Origin of the sequence: Sphaerimonospora sp. CA-214678 (assembly GCF_050942215.1) — a bacterium.
In the GTDB taxonomy this organism is placed as follows: Bacteria; Actinomycetota; Actinomycetes; order Streptosporangiales; family Streptosporangiaceae; genus Sphaerimonospora.
In genome coordinates this window covers 5,306,772-5,328,425 of sequence record NZ_CP192056.1, presented here as the reverse complement: position 1 = coordinate 5,328,425, position 21,654 = coordinate 5,306,772, and the positions used below count along the sequence as shown (strand labels likewise).

Genomic DNA, 21,654 nt, shown 5'->3' with positions numbered 1-21,654 from the left:
AGCACCGTGAATATTTGTGAGAACCGCGCCTGTCTGCCCGCGGTGCTTCGGGCCGCTGCACGAACCGAGCGTCTGGTCCAGCGCCTGGCGCTGCGCCGCGCATGGGGACGTGTTGCCGTTGCAGCCTCCCCGGCGCCCGTCCGAGGCCGCCGCCGAGGCCATCCGGCAGGCCGCCCGGGTCCCCGTCTGGATTCCCTGGCCGCTGCCCGCCGGCTGGCTGGTCACCGGGTTCGCCGAGGCGGGGGACGAGCGCAGCGGGGTGCGGGCGAGTGTGGTCGCGCTGACCGGCCCGTCGCTCACTCCCGGTCCGGCGGACATGCTGCTCATCGCCGAGGAACCCGGGGTGGGACTCGGCGCCGCCTTCGCCGGGCTGCCGGGCCCCGATCCTGGCGCCGGCTTCGACAACGGTCCGCCGCACGCGAAGATCGATGTACGTGGTCACCCGGCGGCCCTGTGGTGCGCGGGCAGAGTGCCGGAGGACCGGGCCGTCTACGTCGGGGAGGCGCTCGGCAACTGGTTGTGGGCGATCGTCTGGCCCGCCGAGGTCGGTTGCTTCCTCGCGCTGGCCAACCTGACGCTCCGGGACCTGCGCGATCACGATCAGGCGCTCGATCTGCCGTTCGGCGCCTTCTCACCTCGTCTCGACGGCGACACCCTCTGAGGCCGGAACGGTAGTAAGGTTCTGAGCCGTGACAGCGCGCATCGAACGAGTCGTGACCTCGGGCCCGGTGGAGATCGAGGGCGTCGAGCACAAGGTCGAGAACAACACCTGGATCGTCGGTGATGACGCCGAGGTCATCGTCATCGACCCCGCGCGGGACGCGGAGAAGATCCTTGAGAAGGTGGGCGACCGGGAGGTTCTCGCGGTCATCTGCACCCACGGGCTGCCCGACCACGTCGGCGGCGCCATCGAGACGGCCGCCAGGGACGAGGCGGTCATCGCGGTGCACACCAAGGACAAGCGTCTGTGGCGGCAGACGTGGGAGGAGACCTGGCCCGACATCGAGATGGAGGACGAGGGCCTGTTCGCGGTCGCCGGTGTCGAGCTGGAGGTGCTGACGACGCCCGGAGTGACCGCCGGCGGCGTGTCGCTCTACTGCGAGGAGCTGGGCGCGGTCTTCACCGGGAAGACGCTGCTCGCCGATGGTCCGGGCAAGCTCGGCGGGGAATACCCCGCGCTCGCCGACCAGCTCACCGCGATCGGCGAACGGCTGTTCACGCTGTCGCACGAGACGCGTGTGCTGCCGGCGCACGGCGAGGAATGTCTGATCGGTGACCTAGAGCCCCAGTTCGACCAGTGGCTGTCGGGATCGCTCACCGGGGCGGACGAGACCGAGCCCGAGACGACGCCGCTGCTGGACGGCAAGAGCGCGGCCGGCATCAAGCTGAGCCTCGACGACTAGCGGACGCGGCGCGCGGGACGGGATCGGGCGGATCGGTCATGGAGCAGCTCGGCCTCGACGGCATGCCAAGGCGGCTCTACACCTGTACGCCGTCGCGGCTGAACTCGTGGCTGGACTGCGCGCGGCGTTATCGCTTCACCTATCTCGACCGGCCGGCGCCGCCCAAGGGGCCGGCCTGGGCGCACAACAGCCTGGGGGCCTCGGTCCACAACGCGCTGGCCGCCTGGTGGCGGGAGCCGTACGAACGGCGCACCCCGCTCATGGCGGCCATCCTCCTCACGAACGGCTGGATCGGCGAGGGCTTCCGGGACGCCGGGCAGTCGGCGTTATGGCGGGACCGGGCGCGTGACATGGTGTCCGGGTACGTTTCGACGCTCGACCCCTCCGACGAGCCCATCGGCGTCGAGCGCGTCGTGGCCACGAGGACGGCCGTCATCGCGGTCTCCGGGCGCGTGGACCGGCTCGACCGGCGGGGCGACGAACTGGTCGTGGTGGACTACAAGACCGGCAGGCGTCCGCTGACCACGGAGGACGCCAGGTCCTCGATCGCGCTGGCCATCTACGCCATCGCCGCGACGCGCATGATGCACCGGACCTGCCGCCGGGTGGAGCTCCATCACGTTCCGACGGGTGCCGTCATCGAGTGGGAGCACACCGACGAGTCGCTGGGACGCCACCTGCGCCGGGCCGAGGAGATCGCCCAGGAGGCGGCCGCCGCCGACGACGCCTACCGCGGCTGGGCGGGCGGACAGGGCAGGGGCGGCCGCCGGACGGCGGATCGTGGCGCCGCCGCGGCGAAGACGCCGCCACCCGAGATCGACGAGCTGTTTCCGCCGAGACCCGGACCGCTGTGCTCCTGGTGCGACTTCCGCCGGCACTGCGCCGAGGGACAGGCCGCGGCGCCGGAGCGTCTTCCCTGGGACGGCATCGGCGACGACTGACCCGGTCCGCAGCCCCTCATATGTACTGCGGTTGGAGCAGACGGCTCTCCGCGGTGTTCCAGAAGCGGGTGAGCGCAGCGGCCGTCGTCTCGGGGGCCTCCACGGCGGGAGAGTGGACCGCACCCGGGACCACCACGCACTCGGCGTCGAGCCGGTGCGCCATCTCCGCCTGCAGCAGCGGCGGCCAGCCGTCGTCGTGTTCGCCGTACAGGACCAGGGTGTCGAGGTCGTGCCCGGCCAGCTCGGTCACGCGGTCGGGCGCGTTCAGCACCTCCTCGGCCATCACCCGGAGGCCGAGTGGGTGATTGGCCAGCAGCCGCTTACGCAGGAAGGACACGATCTCGTCGGAGACCCCGGCCTGGAGCGCCTCGGGTTCGAGCCGGTTGGTCCAGATGTAGTCGATGCCGTACTCGGGCAGTTCGGCCAGCATCACCCGGCCGGCCTGCTCCCGCGGGCCGATGATGGCCGCCGGGCCCGAGCTCATCAACGTGAGCGAGGCCGGCCGTACCAGACCGGCCAGCACGGCCTCCCGGGCGACCAGGCCGCCGAACGAGTGGCCGAGCAGGTGGACCGGGTCTCCCTGGCCCACGGCGGCGGCTATCGCGCCGATGTCGGCTCCCAGGGCCGCACAGGTGTACGCCCGCGGATCGTCGAGGCCCTGGGTCTCGTACTGCCCGCGCATGTCGATCGCGATGACCTTGCGCCCCGCCTGGGCGAGCGTCTGCAGGACCGAGATGAAGTCTTCTTTGCTCCCGGTGAATCCCGGTACGAGTAAGGCGGGCCAGCGTTCGGCGACACCGCTGACGGGACAGGCCTCCAGGGCGGCGAACGAGCCGCCCGGAGTCTCGATCTGCCGTGTGCTGACGCCCGGGGGGAGAGCCAGGAATCGTGGCGTGCTCACGAGACCTCCTTCCCGTCAGGGAGCCCTTCGGCCGACGGGCCGGCGACCCGTCTCCTGGACCGTCTGCTGCGGACTCGTGCACTCACGTGGCATCACGATACCGAGAGAAGGCCGTACGGGCACCGGCGAAACCTTTTCGGAGGTTACGATCCGGCACCCGTCCATTCCCTGTCAGCCGGTGGGCCGGTCACCTCGGCGGCCGGCCCCTCGTGATGTCCGTCACCTGGTGCGGCGGGCCTGGGGTCGGTTCGAACGCCGCCGCTGTTGCTGCTGGTTGATTCGCTCGGTCGCCGCGGAGGGGGCGAGATCGTCGTCGTCGGTCGCCAGGTCGGGGGACTTGAACACCACGACGAACGGGCTGGGCGGGATGATCCGCTCCGGCTCGGGCCGGAGCGCCGCCGGCGGTTCGCCGGTCGTGCCCTCGTCCGCCCCGATGCCGTCCCGCGCGTCACCGTCATGTGCGTCATGGTCATATGCGGCGTTGTCACGCGCCGCGTGGTCGGAGGGGCGGGCGTCGCCGGTCATGCCGCCGACGGCGGCGGGAGCGTCCGCCTCGGGCACGGCGGGACACGCCTCGGCCAGCGCGTCGCTGAGCGCGGCCGCGTTGGCGCCCCTGCGGCCGCGCCGGTCGGCGGCGGTCTCCACCGTCGCCTCGTCGAGATCGGGCGCCTCCGGCGTGAGCGTGGTCTGCCGCTCCGCCGTCGCGTCCGCCTCCTGATGGCGTCCGCCGCGGGTGCGGCGGCGCTCACGAGTGCGGGCGGGACGCTCACGGCGCTCCTCCCGCTCCGCCCGGCCACGCCGGTCCGTCCTGTCCCGCGAGCGCGTACGACCGGTCTCGCCGAGATCCTCGAGATCCTCCGCTTCGAGCCCGGCCCGGGAGCGGCTGGCCCGGGGCAGGACGCCCCTGGTCCCCTCGGGGATGTCGAGATCGGTGTAGAGGTGGGGCGAGCTGGAGTAGGTCTCGACCGGCTCGGGGAAGTCCAGCCCGAGCGCGTTGTTGATGACCTTCCAGCGGGTCAGCTCGGTCCACTCGACGAAGGTGACGGCCACGCCGGTGCGTCCGGCCCTGCCGGTACGGCCGATGCGATGGACGTAGGTCTTCTCGTCCTGGGGACAGTCGTAGTTGACCACGTGGGTGACGTCGTCGATGTCGATGCCGCGCGCGGCCACATCGGTCGCGACCAGCACGTTGATCTTGCCGTTGCGGAACGCGCGCAGCGCCTGCTCACGCTGTCCCTGCCCGAGATCGCCGTGAACGGCCGCCACCGCGAAACCTTTGCCGTGCAACTGCTCGGAGACCATGTCGCAGGCACGCTTCGTCTCGCAGAACACCATCGTCAGCCCGTTGCCGGTGCTCTGGAGCAGCCGGGCAACGATCTCGATCTTGTCCATGCGGTGGGTGCGGTAGACGAACTGCGTCGTCAGCGTGGTGGGCTCGGCCTCCGCCGTGAGGTTCCCCGCCCGCACGTTGGTGGGACGGGTGAGATAGCGGCGCGACAGCGCGACGATCTCACCGGGCATGGTGGCCGAGAACAGCATCGTCTGCCGCTTCTCGGGGACGAGCTTGATGATGCGCTCGATGTCGGGGAGGAAACCGAGGTCGAGCATGCGGTCGGCCTCGTCCAGGACGAGCATGGTCACCTGACCGAGATCGAGGTGCTTCTGCTTGACCAGGTCGAGCAGCCGCCCGGGCGTGCCGACGATGACGTCGACACCGCTCTTGAGCGCCTCGATCTGCGGCTCGTACGCGCGCCCGCCGTACACGGTGAGGATCCGCGAGCCGAGCTTGCCCGAGGCGAGGACGAGGTCCTCGGTCACCTGGAGGGCGAGCTCCCGGGTCGGCACGAGGACCAGACCGCGCGGCTTCTTGCGGTTCTTCCTGGGCTTGCCGACCAACTGGAGCATGGGGACGCCGAAGGCATAGGTCTTGCCGGTGCCGGTCCGCGCCTGTCCGATGACGTCCTGGCCCGCGAGGGCCAGCGGGAGCGCCATCTCCTGAATCGGGAATGGTGAAGTTATGCCCTCGGTTTCGAGCGCATCGGCGATCTCCGGGATGACTCCCAGGTCTCGGAACGTCGTTGTCAGGGTCGCCTGCCTAAATCAGTTGCGAAGGGCGGCCCTCCGGGACATCCGACCGGCAGATCGATCCCGGTCCGGGCCCTCGCGGACAGTCGCGCCCTCGTCGTCATAAGCGACCGCGACATCCGATTTCTGGGGACTCTGGAACACGGGCCTCAGATCGACACGTGCTCCAGGTCGACACGTGCCCAGGGACGGACACAATGCGGTCGCACCTTCAAGAGACCAGTCTACTCGATACCACAACCCCGAACCGATTTCCGGGTCTTCTCGACAGAAGTTCCCTCCGTACGGCGTAGCCGCCGGGCTGTCCGGTTCCCCGGGCCGGCGCGGCCCGGCCGTACCCTGACACCTATGACTGATTCCGCTCCCGCTCCCGGTGTCGTCGACCTCCTGGGCATGCTGGCGTACGCCGAGCTCACCGCGTTCCTGCGCATGGCGGAGGATGCCGCGCTACTGGCGCCCAGCCTCACCGACAGGGCGGCGCTCGGCGACCTGGCGGCCATGGAGTACGGCCATTTCCGGAGGCTGCGCGACAGGCTGACGTCGCTCGGGGCGGATCCGGAGGAGGCGATGGCCCCTTTCGTCGAGGCCATCGACGGCTGGCACGCCCAGACGAAGCCGAAGGACTGGCACGAGGCTCTGGTCAAGGTGTACGTGGGCACCGGCGTCGCCTGGGACTTCTACCGGGAGACGGCGCGGCGGGCCGAACCCGCGATCAGGGGGCTGGTCGACGAGGTGCTGGCGGACAAGGACCGCTCGGAGTTCGCGGTGGAGCGGGTGCGCGCCGCGATCGACGCGGATCGCCGGTTGAGCGGGCGGCTTGCGTTGTGGGCGCGCCGGATGGTGGGGGAGGCGCTCAGCCAGGGACAGCGGCTCGCGGCCGCTCGGCCCGAACTCGCCACACTGCTGGCCGGCGATGAGGAGGGCGAGGACCTGGCGGAGATCGGCCGGCTGTTCGCGCGGCTGACCGAGGAGCACGGCAAGCGGATGGCGGCGATCGGCCTGACCCCGGGTCCCTGACCACCGGGTCTCGCCCCCGCGCGGACGGCCGCGAAGATCACGAAGATCGACCCCGTTGCCCGGTACCTGCGTCCCGGTCGGTGAGCCCCGGTCTCCGAGCCCGGCCCGGCCCCTGGATCCGCGTCCTAAATTTCGGGTTTTTCCGTTTCCGGGGCGATCCATCTCCTCATCGAGCGGCATAACGGCGCCGAACGGTTGTACCGTGCGAGACATGAGGGCCTCGCGCCGCTACGGCAGTTCCTTGACAAGATGTGGGCCGAATCGCTGGACTTCGCGCGCCGTGCTGCGGAGAGGAAGCGCGGGGTGTCCGACCATCAGTCGTGGCCGGGACGACCCCCATCTGGGGATCCAGGTCCGCCGCCCGCGCGGCTGCCGCTACCGACACCGCTGAGAGACGGCCGTCCCGGGGAGTCGTGCCGGGAGGAGCCGAGGCGCCGGCGGAGCCCGTCTCGCCGGGCCCTTCGCCTGCGGTCCTCGTGCCCTCCCACGCTCCACTCCCCGGATCCGTGATCGGATGACGGCGCGGAGCTGTCAGAGCGTGCCGCCGAATCCCACCGTGCGCTGCTCGTCCTCGCCGATCTCGACGAACCCGAGTGAGGTCACGGGGACGACGACGCGGCGGCCCTTGGTGTCGGTGAGCGAGAAGACGCCTTTGTCGGAGGCGAGTGCCCTGCGGAGCTCCTCCTCGATCTGCTCGGCCGACAGGTCGGTCTCCACCACGAGCTCACGATGCACCGACTGAACGCCGATCTTGATTTCCATGGGGCTCCCCTTTCGCGCGGGCCGGTTCCTCCCCATAGTCGTCGCCGGGGGCGGTGGCGCGTTCTGAGATCGCGTCAAGCGAACAGAAACCTTTGCGGCCGGTCCGGGCGACCGTTCTGGCGGGCCGGTCCGGATCGGGTGGTCGGGTTCGCCCGGTTCGCTCGGTTCGGTCGGTTCGGTCGGGTTCGGTTCGGGAAGGCCGCTCCGGGTCTGGGGAGGCCGGGTCAGCCGGTGCGCGGGAAGCCGCTGATGCCGCGCCAGGCGAGCCGCGCCATGAGCTGCGTGGCCGCCTCCTTGGGGATCGAACCCTGGCTGCTCAGCCAGTAGCGCGCGCTGACCTCGGCCATGCCGACGAGACCGACGCCCAGCAGGTGTGCCTCGTCGCTGGAGCAGTCCGTGTCCTCCTGGATGACCTGGCTGATCGCCTCGGCGCTCTCCCGCAGCGAGCGTTCCATCCGCTGCCGCACCGGTGCGACGTTGCGCAGGTCGGATTCGAAGACCAGCCGGAACGCCTCGCCCTGGCTCGACACGAAGTCGAAGAACGCGCCGATCGCCGCCTGCACCCGCTGCTTGTTGTCCGTCGTGGAGGCGAGCGCCTGACGGCAGCGGGTCACCATGTCGTCGACATGGACGTCCAGCAGGGCCAGATAGAGTTCCAGCTTGCCCGGGAAGTGCTGGTAGAGCACCGGCTTGCTGACCCCGGCCCGCTCGGCGATCTCGTCCATGGCGGCCGCGTGATAGCCGTTCTCCACGAACACTTCCTGTGCCGCGCTCAGCAACTGGCGACGGCGGGCCATCCGGGGCAGCCGGGTGCCCCGGGGCTTGGCGTCCGGGGTAGCGGTCACGGCAGTCTCCTAATGAGGATGAGCATCGGGGGCTCGCCGCCCCGGGGCCACATCCTACGCGCCGGTAAAACGGCTCAGCGATAATCCTCGTCCTCGCCGAGGTCAACCGTACGCTCCTGCTCGGCCACATCGGCGGGGTCGGCTTCGAGCGGGACCCGCTTGGGCCAGCCGGTGTGCTCCGGCACCTTCACGAGTCGGCGCTGGTCGACCGCGTCCGCCTCCGGAGCCTCGATCGAGATCTCCCCGACCACCTCATCGGGGTCTACTTCAGACATCTGGCCATCCTCCCGTTATGAAAGATCCGCTGCGAAAGGGCCTGTTGTGAAAGGGGCCGTTCTGAGACGCTCTCGGCACGTCAGGTCCACACTACGGCCCGGTTGCCCACGCAGGCGCGTCCTAAGCGTGCGCGTCCGCGAACAGGTCGCCGTGTTCCGCCACCCGGCCGAGTACGTCGGAGGCGGTGAACACGAGATCCTCCGGGTTTTCGCATTCCTCGACCTCCTTCCACATCAGCGGGGTGGAGACGGTGGGGAGGCGGTCGGCGCGCAGGGAGTAGGGCGCGACGGTGGTCTTCGCCGGGTTGTTCTGGCTCCAGTCGATGAAGACCTTGCCCGGTCTGGCCTTCCTGGCCATCACGCTGGTGATCCCCGGATCATGGGACTCCAACTTCCGGGCCAGCGCCTTCGCGTAGTCGGAGGTGCCGAACCCGCGGTCCCACGGCGCATAGAGCTGCATGCCCTTCTTCCCGCTGGTCTTGGGGAAGCAGTCCAGGCCGTCGGAGGCCAGCGCCTCTTTGAGCAGCATGGCGACCCGGCAGCACTCCACTATGGTGGCCGGCGCGCCGGGGTCGAGGTCGAAGACGAGCGTGTCGGGCGGCAGCGGATCGCCGTCCGGCGACACCCGCCACATCGGGACGTGTACTTCCAGCGCGGCCAGGTTGGCGTAGTAGACCAGCGTCGGCAGATCGCAGACGACGGCGAACTCGATCTTTTCCCGGTTCTTGGTGCTGCCCGGCGCCGGCAGGGTCACGGTGGGGATCCAGTCCGGCGTGTGCGCGGGCGCGTTCTTCTCGAAGAAGGACTGGCCGTCGACGCCGTCGGGGAAGCGCTTGACCGTCAAAGGACGGTGTCCGATGTGCGGGATCATGACATCGGCGATCTTGGTGTAATAGTCGACGACCTCGGCCTTGGTGAAGCCCGTGCCGGGATAGAGGACCTTGTCCAGATTGGTCAGCACCAACTCGCGGTCCTCGACCCGCACCAGCACCTTCCGCGTCATCCCCGCACAGCACCTCCGCCGGTCCGCCGCCCCTGTGGCGTAGGCCATAGGCGTGCTCCCGCCCCGGGTACGGCGCCCCCCATTGCGGGTACCTGCCCATGAGGTGAGTCTGTTCAATCACGTCTGGCGATATTCGAACTCAGAGACGAGACTGTGGCTATGCGCAGCATCTGGAAGGGCGCCATCTCGTTCGGGCTGGTCACCATCCCCGTGAAGCTGTATTCGGCGACCGAGCAGAAGGACGTCACGTTCCACCAGGTGCACCAGGCGGACGGTGGACGCATCAAGTACAAGCGGGTCTGCTCCCTCGACGGTGCAGAGGTTCCGTACTCGGAGATCGCCAAGGGGTACGAGCTCGCCACGGGCGAGATCGTCGTGCTGACCGAGGACGACTTCGCCGATTTGCCGCTGACCACGTCCCGCCGGATCGACGTGCTGCAGTTCACCCCGGCCGAGCAGATCGACCCGATCTACTTCGCCAAGTCGTACTACCTGGAGCCAGAGGCTCAGGGGACCAAGCCGTACGTCCTGCTGCGTGACGCGCTGGAACGCTCGGGGCAGGTCGCGGTGGTGAAGGTCGCGCTGCGGCAGCGCGAGTCGCTGGCGACCCTGCGCGTACGCGACGGTGTCTTCGTGCTGGAGACGATGCTCTGGCCGGATGAGGTGCGCACGGCGGAGTTCGGGTTTCTCGAGGAGGACGTGGAGGTCCGCCCCCAGGAGCTGAAAATGGCCGAGTCCCTGATCGAGACGATGGTGGCCGACTTCGACCCCGCCGAGCATCGGGACGCCTACCGCGAGGCGCTGCAGGAGGTCATCGAGGCGAAGGTGGCGGGCAGGGAGATCGTCGCTCCGGAGGCGCCGGCCGAGGGGCGCCCGGCGGTGGACCTCATGGCCGCGCTGCGGGCGAGCGTCGAGGCCGCCAAGAAGGAACGTGAGGGTACGGCGGCGGCCGGAAAGCGCAAGGCGCCGGGCGGGAAGGCCGCGGCGAAGACCCGCGGGAAGACCTCAGGGAAGACCTCGGGGAAGACCACGGAGGAGGTCGCAGAGAAGGCGGCCGCCGCCGTGCGGGCGGAGGACGAGGAGAAGAAGACGCCGGCGAAGCGGAGGACCCGCCGCACGGCCTGAGGAGCCGCACGCACGCGCCACCCCCTCCCCCCGTGATCTTGTAGTTTCTCGCAGGGCCGCCCTCTGGCCTGCCCGAATCAATGTCGTGATCTTGCAGTTTTTCGCAGGGATGCCGCCCGACATGCGCCGATGCGTTAACCGATCTTGCAGTTGGCGGCTCCGCGCATGGAGCGGCTCCGGCGGCCGATGGCTCGCCGGAGCACGGTTCTCAGTGGTTATGGCGATTTCGGTTGTGACGATGACGTCCCAGCGAGTTTCCGGTCAGACGGATCCGTCGGCCGATCCCGGGCCGAGGGACGGTAGCCGTCACCTCGGCCCAGGTCCATCTCTCAGAGCCGTGGATCAGCCGTCGTCGTCGCTGTCGATGTCCACGACCGCGTCCGGCCCGGCGAAGATGGTGGCGGCCCGGTTGCTCTTGTGGACGCGGCGCTTGTGCACGTGCGTGGGCCGCCAGTAGTTGAGGTTGGTGTTGTGGTTGCGGAGCTTGTTGCGGTTGCAGTTACGACCGCGGCAACCGTGGCCCCAGCCCCATCCACAGCCGTTGGTCGCGCTGGCGACGGTGGTCGTGGCCGCGGCGGCGGTGGTCGCGGTCGTGGCGGCGAGGGCGAGGGACCCGCCGGCCAGTGCGGTACTGATCGCCAGGCCGGTGATGACGTTTCGGAATTTGGGCATTGCGTTCCTCCTTGCAAGGATGGATCGCCCTGTTAGCGGCACTTCCGCCGTTTAGGGGAAATGTATGACGATGGGCTTTTTGTCCCTATCGTCCCGCGATGTCTAAATTGCCGAAGCGGTCGAGCAGCAAACCCGAACAGGCCATCTTTGGTGGGTTGTTACATCCTCATGACCGCCCGTGAAAGGGCCATTGCCCGTTCGTCATCTTCCGTCCGATCTTCGGGCTTTCCCCATGGGCGGCTCGCAGGATTTTCGATGCTTTCTTCTTGGGCGCCCGTACGTTTCGAATCCCGCTGGAGCGGCAACGCGCACGCCCGCTGGGACACCGTCGTACGGCGAATCCCGCATCGGAGGGGGTCCGGAACCTCGGGAACGAGGGCGGGAGCACGGGTCAGGCGTGGCCGGGCGATGGCGGGGTGTGGGAGGAAGGCCGGGGCCGGAGAGGAGTGTCCGAGCGGTGAGGGGGCGACCCCGGACCGTGACCGTGGGGAACGAGAGCCGCGGCGGAGAGATGGGGGTGGAGGGGTGTGGGAGGAGAACCGGGAGGAAGGGATGGGGGGAGAGCCGGGGTGGAGGGATGGGGGGGGAGAGCCGGGGCGGAGAACCGGCAGGGCTCCGGCGAACGTGTTCGCCGGAGCCCTGTTTCTCCTGAAGCGCGGACGCTAGGCCCGCGATGCGGACGAGGTCTCGAAGAGACCCTGGATGGCGGATGACGAACCGCTCGAAACGTTTCGCCGAGTCCCGCCAATGCCAGATCGATCAAGGACGGGCGACTCCGTCAGAGCCGGCGGGGTCAGCGGGGACGCCGGTCCTCGTTCCGCTGCCTGAGACGCTGCAGGGCGGTCTGGCGGTTGAAGCTGTCGAACACATTGATGCTGTTGTCGTTGTTGCGGTTGCCGCCGTCGGCGAACAGCGCCCGCACGAACTCCCTGCGCAGCCTGTCCCTGGCGAAGCGGCCATCGACGAACGTCCCGTCGACACCGTCGATGAAACCGTCACCGCCGAAATTGCCTTGGACGACGACGGCGGCGTTGGCGGCGGTGGCGCTCGTGGCCACGCCCAGGCCGACAGCCCCGCCGGCCAGCGCTGCCCCGATCGTCAGACCAGCGATGATGTCACGGTATGTGGGCATCGTTTTTCCTCCTTGAAGGATCAATTGCCCCGAATCGTTGACATTTCCTAGAACATTAGGAAATGTGAAGTGATGACCAGATGTGCTGTCATCTCCTGCATTATTTTGATTTCCTGACACGCCGAGCGATAAACGAGCATCCAAGCCGTTTAGCGACTTATTGCTCCACTATAGATCGTTTAGAGGATATATGCGTTGAATGTCCGCTTTATCCGAGAAAGTGGAGAATTCGCTCCGCGATTTCCGCTGCTGAAAGCGCCGTACGGACGGGTGCCCCTATCCGAGGAGACGCCGGTCCTCGTTCCGCTGCCTTAGACGCTGCAGGGCCGTCTGGCGGTTGAAGCTGCCGATGACGTTGATGCTGTCGTCGTTGTTGCGCGATGCCGTCCGGCCCGTGGGTGCGAGATTGAAGAAGCCGGTGGTGAAAGCTCCGTCGAGGCCGAAGAGGCCGTCGTCGAATTGCCCCTGGACGACGGCGGCGCCGGCCGCGGTGGCGCTCGTGATGGCACCCAGGGCGACGATCCCGCCGGCGAGCGCGGTGCTGATCGTCAGGCCGGCGGCGATCTTACGGAGTACGGTCATGTTCTCCCCCTGAAGGATTGGTTTCTCCTGATCTGGGCTGGGTCGGCGTAGGTCAGTCGTCCTCGCCGTCGCGCTGGTTGAGCCGCTGCGGCACGAACTGCCGGTTGAAGCTGTTGATGATGCTGACGGCGTTCTCGTTGGTGCGCCTGACGGGTACCAGGCCGGCCGACGTGCCCACGTTGAGGTTCCGCAAGAAGATGAGGTCCTCGAGGGTACGGAGATCGCGGCGGACGCCGTCCCGCCTGGCGAGGCCGAGGAAGCCGTCGCCGCCGTCGAACTGCTGCTGGACGACGGTGGCGTTCGCCGCGGTGGTGCTTGTGATGGCGCTCAGGGCGACGATCCCGCCGGCAAGCGTGGTGCCGATCGTCAGACCTGTAATGACGTCACGGAATGTGGGCATGGCGTTCCCTCCTTGAAGGATTAATTGCCCATCGTTTGATATTTCCGCTAATATTGGACATATCGAACGGTGGCCTTTTGGGTGCCTTATCGTGCGACATATTGATTGCCTGTCTTGTGAGGGGATAAACGGGCATCTACGCCATTTGATGACTTATTGCTCCGGTATGGACAATTTAGAGGACGTACGCCCGAAGTGACCGTATTGTCCGAATCATCATTCGGCTATGAGCCCTCGTGCTCCCCGGACCTGGTCAATGGTGGTCCTGACCGGCCGATCAGGACCAAGGCAAAGGGCTCCGGCGGGAGATTCCGCCGAAGCCCTTTTTGCGGCACGGTAACGGAAGCCGAGCCGATATCGGAGGCTTCTGTCAGGTCACCGTGCGCCGCTGATCGGGATTCTCCTGGACTTTCGCCGGCGTAGTCGATCCTGCCGGCGCCTCGCGCTGACCATGCCTTCCGAAGCCTTCCGCGTCGGGTCCAACCGCGGTCGAGCCCGGAAGCCCACAAGACATCGGTTGGTCGAACTCAGAAGCCGCGGTTGTTGAAGAAGTTGTTGTTATTGTTGTTCCACCAGTTGTTGTTGTTCATCATGTTGTTGTTGTTCCACCAGTTGTTGTTCCACCAGTTGTTGTTGCGGTTCGTCCGGTCCTGGAAGCCGATGGCGACGCCCTTGGCCGCGATGCCGAATGCGGAGTTGTCGTCGTATCGGTCGTTCCACATGTTCTGGTTCCAGAAGTTCTGGTTGTTCCACCAGTTGTTGTTGTTGGCGAACATGTTGTTGTTGCAGGCGGTGGTGAAGCCGCCGCCGATTGCGCAGTTGTTGCCGCCGCCGCCGCCGAAGCCACCGTTGCCGCCGCCGTTGCCGCCGCCGAAGTTATTGCCGCCCCAGCAGGTCGTCGGCATGATGAAGGTGCCGCCGCCCATGCCGGGACCGCCCATGCCGCCGCCGCCGTTGCCGCCGCCGTTGCCGCCACCGCCCATGCTGCCGCCGAAGCCACCGGTCATAACGCCGCCGCCACAGCCGCCGAAGTTGCCGATGCCGCCACCCTGGGCCGGGATCACGCCGGCGCTGGCCGCAGTGGCGCCCAGGGCGAGGGCGCTGCCGGTGATCGCGGTGCTCATCGCCAGTCCGGCGAGGATCTTCTTGAGTTCGGGCATTGCGTGTCCTCCTTGACAGGATTCGATTGCCCATGATTCGCACGTCGTCTCTTCACTCGGTGAAGAGGAGAAATGTGCCAGTAGCCCTGATCGGACTGTTTTCTGCTCTATGGTGATTGCCTCCCATTGCGGGTAATAAACAGACATCTACGGTATTTAGCAACTTATTGCTCCACTCTAGATAACTTAGAGGATAATTGCGCAAAATGTCTGAAGTGTCCTCTTTGTGGTCATGGCCTCGGCGGCGCCCGATCGGGCGCACGGGAGTCGGGGGGCGAGAGCCTGAGAAAGGCGGTATGTTCTGGAAACCATGAGCGAGGGCTCCAGCGGAGTGATCCGCTGGAGCCCTTTGCGCTGCGCGGTACGGAGATGAACGAACGACCGCGTCGATATCGAAGGCGTCTAACAGGACACCATGCGCCGATTTTCGGGATTTTCCTGCGCTCTCGCCGGCGCGATCCAGTCGGCCGGAGCCTCGTTCCGAATCGCAGACGGTCGTCCCGTCATCTTTCCCGGGCCGCAGCCCCGAGGTCGATTACGGCGAAGACCGTCGGCTTCGGATCGAGCGGTCCTATCAGCCGTTGAACCCGGGGAACTGGTGGAAGTTGTTGTTTTTGTTCCACCAGTTGTTGTTGTGGAGCATGTTGTTGTTGTTCCACCACATGTTGTTGTTCCAGTTGTTGTTGCGGTTCGTCCGGTCCTGGAAGCCGATGGCGACGCCCTTGGCCGCGATGCCGAAGGCGGAGTTGTCGTTGTATCGGTCGTTCCACATGTTCTGGTTCCACATGTTCTGGTTGTTCCACCAGTTGTTGTTGTTCCAGAAGTTGTTCTGGTTGTTGTTCCAGAACGGGGTGTTGTTGTTGGTGTTGTTATTGTTCAACGGCGTGATGAGCGCGGCACCACCCACACCGAGACCGGTGCCGAGGCCGGTGCCGAGGCCGCCGCCGAGGCCGCCGCCCGCCGGAATCGTGGTAGCGCTGGCGGCGGCGACACCCAGGGCGAGGGCGCCGCCCGTGATCGCGGTGCTCATGGCCAGCCCAGCGAGGATCTTCTTGAGAACGGGCATTGCGTGTCCTCCTTGACAGGATTCGATTGCCCCATAATCTGCATGGCATTTCTCAATATTGCGGAGAAATGTCCTTATGGCCCCCGATCGGACCATCTTCCTGCGCTTCGTTGATTTCCTGGCCGGTCGCGACACAAACGGGGATCTGATGCTTTTGGTCTGGTGTTATCAGTTTATGAACTATGTTAGACCGTTAATGCTACATATGTGGTGAAATGTCCGATTCAAGGGTGGGTGGTCCGCAAACTGTCCCGGTGTCACGCGGGCATCGAACGGGGCCGGCGGACGGCCGTGGACGAGCCTGACGGCGGCCCCGGCGGACGGAATGTCAGCGGCCCCTCCGTCGTCGATCCCCGGGGGGACGGCTTCCGGCGGTCCTTCGCGGCCTCCGGCGACCACCTGTGCCGTCCGGGAATGGGCCGCCCGAGATCGCCGGGCCCCGAGGGGAGCACATGCCTCCCCGGGGCGCTCAGAATTTCCTCGGGGACGTTCGCGGACAGAGAGCGACGCGGTGGGGGCAGCCCCCCGGCCGGGCGGTGGAGCGGAGAGCGCGCGGGGAGCGGGGAGAACAAGAGGGACGCGCGGAGGGCCGGGGAAAATGCGGAGGCCGTGGGAAAGCGGGGAGAAGGGGCGGGAGAACTAGAGGGACGCGCGGAGGGCCGGGGAAAATGTGGAAGCCGTGGGAAAGCGGGGAGACCGGCCGGGGAGTGAGGGACATGAAGGCGGCGAAAACGCCGACGCCATGTGTGTCCATCCCCGGGACGGACACACATGGCGTGAGTGATCTATATAGGCGAAGCTCGCCGTCATCACGGCGAGGCGTATGGAGTGTGTGTCCCCGGCCGCGGCGGTGAGGCTCGGTACGGCGGCGCCGGTCCGGGTGCGGTCCTGCACCGGTCCTTTCCGTACCGGTCCTTCCGCCTTCACTTCCCCTACCGGCACGTCCGGCGACGGGAGCCGGCACACGTGGGCGTGCCGGCTCCCTGGACCCGATTTCCACCGGGCCGGGATTCGATGAGAGTGCCCGTGTCACGCCTGATGGCCACGGATCCGGCGGACACGGGCACGTCCGGCATCTCGTCCGGCTGACGGGACGGCGGACGTCTCACGGTCGTACGTCCCGGTAGACCCGGACCGGGCGCGCTATGTCAGTCGACGAGAGGCGCCGCGGCGTCCCCGTCCACCCGCTGGACCTGGGGGCGACGGTTCAGGAGGTTGGTCTCCCGCACGGTCGGGTCGGCCTCGGTCCGCTGGCCCTGCAGCGGCTCGACGTCCGAGCGCTGCCGCTGCGCCGGCAGCACGGCCGTGTTCTGGTTGCGGTTCGGGTTGTTCCACGAATGCATCTGCTCGTACTGGTTGTTGTACGGCAGCGCGTAAGCGTTGGACCACTGCGTGTTCCACGGCATGGCCCCGGAGTGGTTCGCCGACTTCTGGAACGGTGTGAGAACGAGCGTGAAGTCACGCATCAGGAACTGGTCCTGCGTCTCGAGCTGGCGCGTGTGCTGCCACTGCTTGTTCTTGTTCTTGTTCTTGCTCTTGTTCTTGTTCTTGCTCTTGCCCTTCTGGGCCTGGCCCTGCCTGTTACGGTTCGCGTTGGAGTTCCGGTTCACGTTCACCGGGTAGTAGCGCGCCTGCGGCTTGGGGGGAATGTAACCCCCCATGACGACCCCTGCGTTGGTCGCGACGGTCACCGAGGCGTTCGCAGCCGTGCTCGTCGCCGCGCTGATCGCGACGACCGCACCTGTCAGCGCGGTGCTGAGGGCGAGAACGCCGCCGACGCTCCTGATCGTGGACATGGGTTTTCTCCTCCTGAAAAATATCCGGCCCGGCGGCCGGCCCTTTCCGACCCGCTCGAATCGGAGAGCGGCCGGAACCGCCGGGATTTCCGCGCCGTGCTACCACGACGGGAATTGGCTGAGTTCGTTGCTCGTCGCCGAGCAGTTGGGCGGCCTGCCCGCCGAGCCTCGGTCGGCATTGGCCGGACGGCCCCGGTGAGCGCCCGTCCTCACCTCGTGATCGCGTGCCCGGAAGGACACCGTTTTGGGGGAGAGCGGGCGCTCGGCCGGTCAGCGCCGGCCGGAGACCGAGATCGGCGTGGCCGTCAGGGCGCTATGTCAGCCGGCGGCGGCCGGAGCCGCGGCCACAGCGTTGTTCGGCGCGTCAAGGTCCCCGTCCACCCGCTGACGCAGGCGCTGGGGAGCCACGTTGTCCGTCCGCACGCGCGGGTCGGCCTCGGTCCGCTGGCCCTGAAGCGGCGCCACGTCGGAGTTCTGCCGCTGCGAGGGCAGGACCGCGGAGGTCTGCCTGTCACGCGGGAAGTTCTGCTGGTTGGTGGTGCCCAGCTGGTGGTTCCACGGCAGCGCCTGCGACTGGCCGTACTGCCAGTTGTACGGCAGGGCACGCGAGTCGCTTTCGGTCTTCTGGAACGGCGTCAGAACGAGGGTGAAGTCACGCAGCAGGAACTGGTGCTGGTTCTGCAACTGGCGCTCGTGCTGCCACTGCTTAGTCTTGTTCTTGTTCTTGCTCTTGTTCTTGTTGTTGTTCTTCGCCTTGGCGCGCTGCCCCTGCTTGTTGCGGTTGCGGTTCCAGTTGCTGTTCCAGTTGCCGCTCGGGCCGGGACCGCCGACCCAGCCGCCCATAACGGTGGCCGCGTCAGCGGACGCGGTGGTCACGGCGGCACCCAGGGCGACGGCACCGCTGGTCAGCGCGGCGCTGATCGCGAGGATCCCGACGAGGTTGCTCAGCTTGGGCATTTCATTTCCCCCTTGAAGGATTATTGCCCCGACACTCTGGCATTTCCCAGATGGACTGGAAAATGCTCCTTCTGACGATCCTTGTGGATCATCCCTGCATTGTCTTGATTTCCGCGCCGCGCAGGGGACAAACGGCGATCGGCCGCTTTTGCCTTCCGCTTATCGCTTTATTGACGACGTTGGGCCGCTACCGCTCATTTCGCTCGTAAATGTCATTTATGTCGGATTTGAAATGTCCCAATATGGGCGTTATAGCTCTTCTGTCGAACCGGGGGACCGTGGTTCAGGCGTCCCGTCGGGCACCCCTTAGGGTCGAAGTCGAACCAGTGGACCGAAGGAGGAGGCGTGGGCGTCGAGCCGATTCCGCACTGGCCCGGCGAGCTGATCGACACCGGTGATCTGCGGATCAATGTGAGGGTGACACCGGAGGGGCCGCGAGAGACGGCGGTCTTCGTGCACGGTCTGGCCGGTTCGGCCACCAACTGGACCGACCTCATGGGGGAACTGGCCGGCGAGGTCAGAGGCGTGGCGGTCGACCTGCCCGGGGCCGGCTACTCACCCGCGCCGCTCGACGGCGACTACTCGGTCGACGGCCACGCCCGCGCGGTCGTACGGCTCGTGGAGCATCTCGGCGGTCCGGTCCACCTGTTCGGCAACTCGATGGGCGGGGCGGTCTCCGTCCGCGTCGCCGCGACCCGGCCGGACCTGGTCGGCTCTCTCACACTGATCTCTCCGGCCCTGCCCGACCTGCTACCGCGGTACGGCCCGGCCCGCATCGCGATGTCGGCCGCGCCCAGGATCGGGGAACTGGCGATCCGCTGGTTCGGCGCGCTTCCGCCGGAACGGCGCGTCCTGGCCTCGCTGACCATGTGCTACGCCGATCTGTCGATGGTGCATCCGGAGCGATTCCGCGAAGCGGTGGAGGAGCTGCGCCGGCGCGACGGCCTGCCGTATTCGGGCGCGGCGGTCGTCGGATGCGCCCGGGCGATCGTCAGGGAGTACTTCCGCTTCGGGCCGGACAACCTGTGGACGCAGGCCGCCCGGATCGCCGCGCCCACCCTGCTCGTCTACGGTTTGCGCGACCGGCTCGTGCACGCCCGCATGGCGCATCGGGCGGCCAGGACCTTCCCCGACGCCAGGCTCGTCCTGCTGCCGCGGGCAGGCCACGTGGCGCAGATGGAGTTCCCCGGGGTCGTGGCGAGGGAGGCGCGCCGCCTTCTGGGCCAGACCCATGGCTCGATCCGACGAACAGCGTGATTGGGGAATGCGGGGGTGTCCCGGTTAAGTTGTGAGTAGAGCTTGTGAGGGCCAAATGGATCCGAGCACGACCCTCGGCACGAAAACGGGAGTGGAACTGTGTCGTTGCCACCGCTGGTAGAACCGGCAGCCGAGCTGACCGTCGACGAGGTGCGCCGCTACTCGCGCCACCTGATCATCCCCGATGTGGGCATGGCGGGGCAGAAGCGGCTCAAGAACGCCAAGGTGCTGTGTGTGGGCGCGGGCGGCCTCGGCTCTCCCGCGCTGCTGTACCTCGCGGCCGCCGGGATCGGGACTCTCGGCGTCGTCGATTTCGACGTCGTGGACGAGTCCAACCTGCAGCGGCAGGTCATCCACGGTCAGTCGGACATCGGCCGGCTCAAGGCCGAGTCCGCCGCCGCCACCGTCCGTGAGATCAACCCACTGGTCAACGTCGTGATCCACAACGTGGCGCTCACGACCGACAACGTGATGGACATCTTCTCCGGATACGACCTGATCCTGGACGGGACCGACAACTTCGCCACCCGTTACATGGTCAACGACGCGGCGGTGCTGCTGGGCAAGCCGTACGTCTGGGGATCGATTTACCGCTTCGACGGCCAGGCCAGCGTGTTCTGGGCCGAGCACGGCCCCTGCTACCGGTGCCTCTACCCCGAGCCGCCGCCACCCGGCATGGTGCCGAGCTGCGCCGAGGGCGGCGTCCTCGGCGTGCTGTGCTCCTCCATCGGGTCCGTCCAGGTCAACGAGGCTATCAAGATCATCACTGGCCTCGGCGATCCGCTGGTCGGCCGTCTCCTGATCTACGACGCGCTGGAGATGAAGTACCGGGACGTCAAGGTACGCAAGGACCCCGAGTGCCCGCTGTGCGGCAAGGACCCGTCCATCACCGAGCTCATCGACTACGAGGCGTTCTGCGGCACGCTCTCGGAGGAGGCGCAGCAGGCCGCCGCCGAGTCGACGATCACCGCGGCCGAGCTCAAGGCGATGCTCGATCGGGGTGACGACATCCACCTGATCGACGTCCGCGAGCCGAACGAGTACGAGATCGTCAACATCCCGGGCGCCGTGCTGATCCCCAAGGGCGAGTTCCTGAACGGCTCAGCGCTGGAAGGCCTGCCGCAGGACAAGAAGATCGTCCTGCACTGCAAGTCGGGCGGACGCTCGGCCGAGGTGCTCGCGGTGCTCAAGAACGCCGGCTTCTCCGACGCCGTCCACGTCGGCGGCGGCGTGCTGAGCTGGATCAAGACCGTCGACCCCAGCCTCCCCACCTACTGATCCCACACCGTACGGCCGATGGGTACGGCCTTCGCCGCGGCGAAGGCCGTACCTTTTCGTATGATCAGGGGGCGTCCGGGGCGCGTGGCGTGCCCGCGGGCGGCAGGACCGTCAGGCCGCTGGGGGAGACGATCTTCTGAAGGTCGCTCACATAGGTCCTGAACGCCGACCGGCCCGCGTCCGTGAGGCGATACCAGGTTCTCGGCCGCTTGCCGACGTGGCCCTTGCGTACACGCACGTATCCGGCGGCCTCGAGCGCGCTGCCGTGTTTGGACAGGACCGAGTCGCTGACGCCGAGGGCGTCCCGTACGAAACCGAACTCGGCCTCCTCCGCCGCGGCGAGCAGCGAGACGATCCGCAGCCGGACCGGCGCGTGAATCACCGGATCGAGATCCATCAAAGACTCGCTTCGAGCTTCCTGGCCATCCGTCGGGCAATCCACCGGGAGATCAGCGGACTGCCCAGAGCGTAGTAGGCGGTGAGCGAGAGGCCGGCATAGGTCCGGCCGAACGGCACGTCCATGCCGCCGAGGAGGAGGGCCACCCCCAGGTTGAGGCCGATGCCCACGAAGAGCCAGGGGAGATACACGGGGAGCATGGCGGACGTCGCCATGCGGCCGCTGAGTGTCATCCGCCGGGTCTTGGCGAACACGGCGATCAGGGCTCCCATTCCCGCGGCGAGCACTATGCCGAGGCCGGCGCCGACCGGTTTCGGTATGCCCGGTTCCGTCATGAACTGGACTCCGGTCACGAACAGCCCGATCCCTGCCATGAACCACACGGGTAACCACGGCTGGAAGCGCACCGCCTTCGCCTGGGTCTCGCGGATGGTCGCGAGGTTCTGTGCCGCTTCTTCCGGGTTCACAGCGATCTCCTCCCCGTACGCTTTCCATCATGGAAAGTACTTTCCACTTTCCATAGCGTCAAGTACTTTCCGTGAGGATTTGCGGGGATCTCGAACCTTGGGGAGGTTAAGGTCACTGTCGGGGGAATCGTGC

At 67.3% G+C, this 21,654-nt stretch carries 23 protein-coding genes; 7 read left to right on the top strand and 16 right to left on the bottom strand.

Annotation, left to right across the window (positions count from 1 at the left end; translation table 11 throughout):
• The first annotated feature begins 16 nt into the window (after positions 1-16).
• Genes ACQP1K_RS23755 through ACQP1K_RS23745 form a run of 3 tightly spaced genes read left to right on the top strand, consistent with a single transcriptional unit; the run spans position 17 to position 2,344 of the window.
• Entirely contained in the window at positions 17-661 is a 645-nt protein-coding gene (locus tag ACQP1K_RS23755) for a DUF6758 family protein (RefSeq protein WP_433497903.1), read from the top strand.
• 28 nt (positions 662-689) lie between these two features.
• A complete protein-coding gene (locus tag ACQP1K_RS23750) occupies positions 690-1,403 on the top strand; it encodes an MBL fold metallo-hydrolase (RefSeq protein WP_433497902.1) in 714 nt (237 codons plus the stop codon).
• A gap of 38 nt (positions 1,404-1,441) precedes the next feature.
• On the top strand, positions 1,442-2,344 hold the full coding sequence (locus ACQP1K_RS23745) for a RecB family exonuclease (RefSeq protein ID WP_433497901.1): 903 nt from the start codon (positions 1,442-1,444) through the stop codon (positions 2,342-2,344).
• Positions 2,345-2,360: 16 nt separating this feature from the next.
• Here ACQP1K_RS23745 and ACQP1K_RS23740 read toward each other — a convergent pair whose 3' ends face one another.
• Positions 2,361-3,245 carry an alpha/beta fold hydrolase gene (locus ACQP1K_RS23740; protein WP_433497900.1) on the bottom strand — a complete coding sequence of 295 codons (885 nt, stop codon included), beginning with the start codon at positions 3,243-3,245 and terminating at the stop codon, positions 2,361-2,363.
• 219 nt (positions 3,246-3,464) lie between these two features.
• On the bottom strand, positions 3,465-5,237 hold the full coding sequence (locus ACQP1K_RS23735; RefSeq protein ID WP_433497899.1) for a DEAD/DEAH box helicase: 1,773 nt from the start codon (positions 5,235-5,237) through the stop codon (positions 3,465-3,467).
• 441 nt (positions 5,238-5,678) lie between these two features.
• On the opposite strand from ACQP1K_RS23735, the gene ACQP1K_RS23730 reads away from it, so the two are divergent.
• Positions 5,679-6,347 (top strand): ferritin-like fold-containing protein, encoded by a 669-nt coding sequence (locus ACQP1K_RS23730; RefSeq protein WP_433497898.1) that lies wholly within the window; start codon positions 5,679-5,681, stop codon positions 6,345-6,347.
• 531 nt (positions 6,348-6,878) lie between these two features.
• On the opposite strand, the gene ACQP1K_RS23725 is transcribed toward ACQP1K_RS23730, so the two are convergent.
• The 4 genes from ACQP1K_RS23725 to ligD all read right to left on the bottom strand — a co-directional run bounded on the left by ACQP1K_RS23725 (position 6,879) and on the right by ligD (position 9,232).
• Entirely contained in the window at positions 6,879-7,109 is a 231-nt protein-coding gene (locus ACQP1K_RS23725) for a DUF3107 domain-containing protein (protein ID WP_433497897.1), read from the bottom strand.
• 224 nt (positions 7,110-7,333) lie between these two features.
• Complete coding sequence (locus ACQP1K_RS23720) at positions 7,334-7,954, bottom strand: TetR/AcrR family transcriptional regulator (RefSeq protein ID WP_433497896.1); 621 nt, start codon at positions 7,952-7,954, stop codon at positions 7,334-7,336.
• Between the two features lie 74 nt (positions 7,955-8,028).
• Complete coding sequence (locus ACQP1K_RS23715) at positions 8,029-8,229, bottom strand: hypothetical protein (protein ID WP_433497895.1); 201 nt, start codon at positions 8,227-8,229, stop codon at positions 8,029-8,031.
• 121 nt (positions 8,230-8,350) lie between these two features.
• Positions 8,351-9,232, bottom strand: coding sequence for a non-homologous end-joining DNA ligase (gene ligD / locus ACQP1K_RS23710; RefSeq protein ID WP_433497894.1), 882 nt, complete (start codon positions 9,230-9,232; stop codon positions 8,351-8,353).
• Positions 9,233-9,391: 159 nt separating this feature from the next.
• Here ligD and ACQP1K_RS23705 point away from each other — a divergent pair, with 159 nt between their 5' ends.
• The gene (locus ACQP1K_RS23705; RefSeq protein WP_433497893.1) at positions 9,392-10,357 is read left to right on the top strand and encodes a Ku protein; all 966 of its coding nucleotides are present in this window, start codon (positions 9,392-9,394) and stop codon (positions 10,355-10,357) included.
• Positions 10,358-10,699: 342 nt separating this feature from the next.
• Here ACQP1K_RS23705 and ACQP1K_RS23700 read toward each other — a convergent pair whose 3' ends face one another.
• The 8 genes from ACQP1K_RS23700 to ACQP1K_RS23665 form a co-directional block, all read right to left on the bottom strand.
• The gene (locus ACQP1K_RS23700) at positions 10,700-11,029 is read right to left on the bottom strand and encodes a hypothetical protein (protein ID WP_433497892.1); all 330 of its coding nucleotides are present in this window, start codon (positions 11,027-11,029) and stop codon (positions 10,700-10,702) included.
• Positions 11,030-11,822: 793 nt separating this feature from the next.
• Positions 11,823-12,161 (bottom strand): hypothetical protein, encoded by a 339-nt coding sequence (locus tag ACQP1K_RS23695; RefSeq protein WP_433497891.1) that lies wholly within the window; start codon positions 12,159-12,161, stop codon positions 11,823-11,825.
• Between the two features lie 276 nt (positions 12,162-12,437).
• Complete coding sequence (locus ACQP1K_RS23690; protein ID WP_433497890.1) at positions 12,438-12,743, bottom strand: hypothetical protein; 306 nt, start codon at positions 12,741-12,743, stop codon at positions 12,438-12,440.
• Between the two features lie 52 nt (positions 12,744-12,795).
• Positions 12,796-13,143, bottom strand: a complete 348-nt coding sequence (locus tag ACQP1K_RS23685) for a hypothetical protein (protein WP_433497889.1) — start codon at positions 13,141-13,143, stop codon at positions 12,796-12,798.
• Positions 13,144-13,670: 527 nt separating this feature from the next.
• Positions 13,671-14,303 (bottom strand): hypothetical protein, encoded by a 633-nt coding sequence (locus ACQP1K_RS23680; protein WP_433497888.1) that lies wholly within the window; start codon positions 14,301-14,303, stop codon positions 13,671-13,673.
• A 574-nt stretch (positions 14,304-14,877) separates the two neighbouring features.
• Positions 14,878-15,369: a hypothetical protein gene (locus ACQP1K_RS23675; RefSeq protein WP_433497887.1), complete on the bottom strand. Its 492-nt coding sequence runs from the start codon at positions 15,367-15,369 to the stop codon at positions 14,878-14,880.
• A 1,148-nt stretch (positions 15,370-16,517) separates the two neighbouring features.
• On the bottom strand, positions 16,518-17,165 hold the full coding sequence (locus ACQP1K_RS23670; RefSeq protein ID WP_433497886.1) for a hypothetical protein: 648 nt from the start codon (positions 17,163-17,165) through the stop codon (positions 16,518-16,520).
• A gap of 318 nt (positions 17,166-17,483) precedes the next feature.
• Positions 17,484-18,122: a hypothetical protein gene (locus ACQP1K_RS23665; protein ID WP_433497885.1), complete on the bottom strand. Its 639-nt coding sequence runs from the start codon at positions 18,120-18,122 to the stop codon at positions 17,484-17,486.
• Between the two features lie 345 nt (positions 18,123-18,467).
• On the opposite strand from ACQP1K_RS23665, the gene ACQP1K_RS23660 reads away from it, so the two are divergent.
• Both ACQP1K_RS23660 and moeZ read left to right on the top strand, forming a co-directional pair.
• Positions 18,468-19,379: an alpha/beta fold hydrolase gene (locus tag ACQP1K_RS23660; protein WP_433497884.1), complete on the top strand. Its 912-nt coding sequence runs from the start codon at positions 18,468-18,470 to the stop codon at positions 19,377-19,379.
• 99 nt (positions 19,380-19,478) lie between these two features.
• The gene (moeZ, locus tag ACQP1K_RS23655; RefSeq protein WP_433497883.1) at positions 19,479-20,657 is read left to right on the top strand and encodes an adenylyltransferase/sulfurtransferase MoeZ; all 1,179 of its coding nucleotides are present in this window, start codon (positions 19,479-19,481) and stop codon (positions 20,655-20,657) included.
• 64 nt (positions 20,658-20,721) lie between these two features.
• Here the strand turns inward: moeZ and ACQP1K_RS23650 are convergent, their stop codons facing one another.
• Positions 20,722-21,054, bottom strand: coding sequence for a winged helix-turn-helix domain-containing protein (locus tag ACQP1K_RS23650; protein ID WP_433497882.1), 333 nt, complete (start codon positions 21,052-21,054; stop codon positions 20,722-20,724).
• Positions 21,054-21,521, bottom strand: coding sequence for a hypothetical protein (locus ACQP1K_RS23645; RefSeq protein WP_433497881.1), 468 nt, complete (start codon positions 21,519-21,521; stop codon positions 21,054-21,056). Before ACQP1K_RS23645 ends, ACQP1K_RS23650 begins: the two co-directional genes overlap by 1 nt.
• Positions 21,522-21,654: the final 133 nt, after the last annotated feature.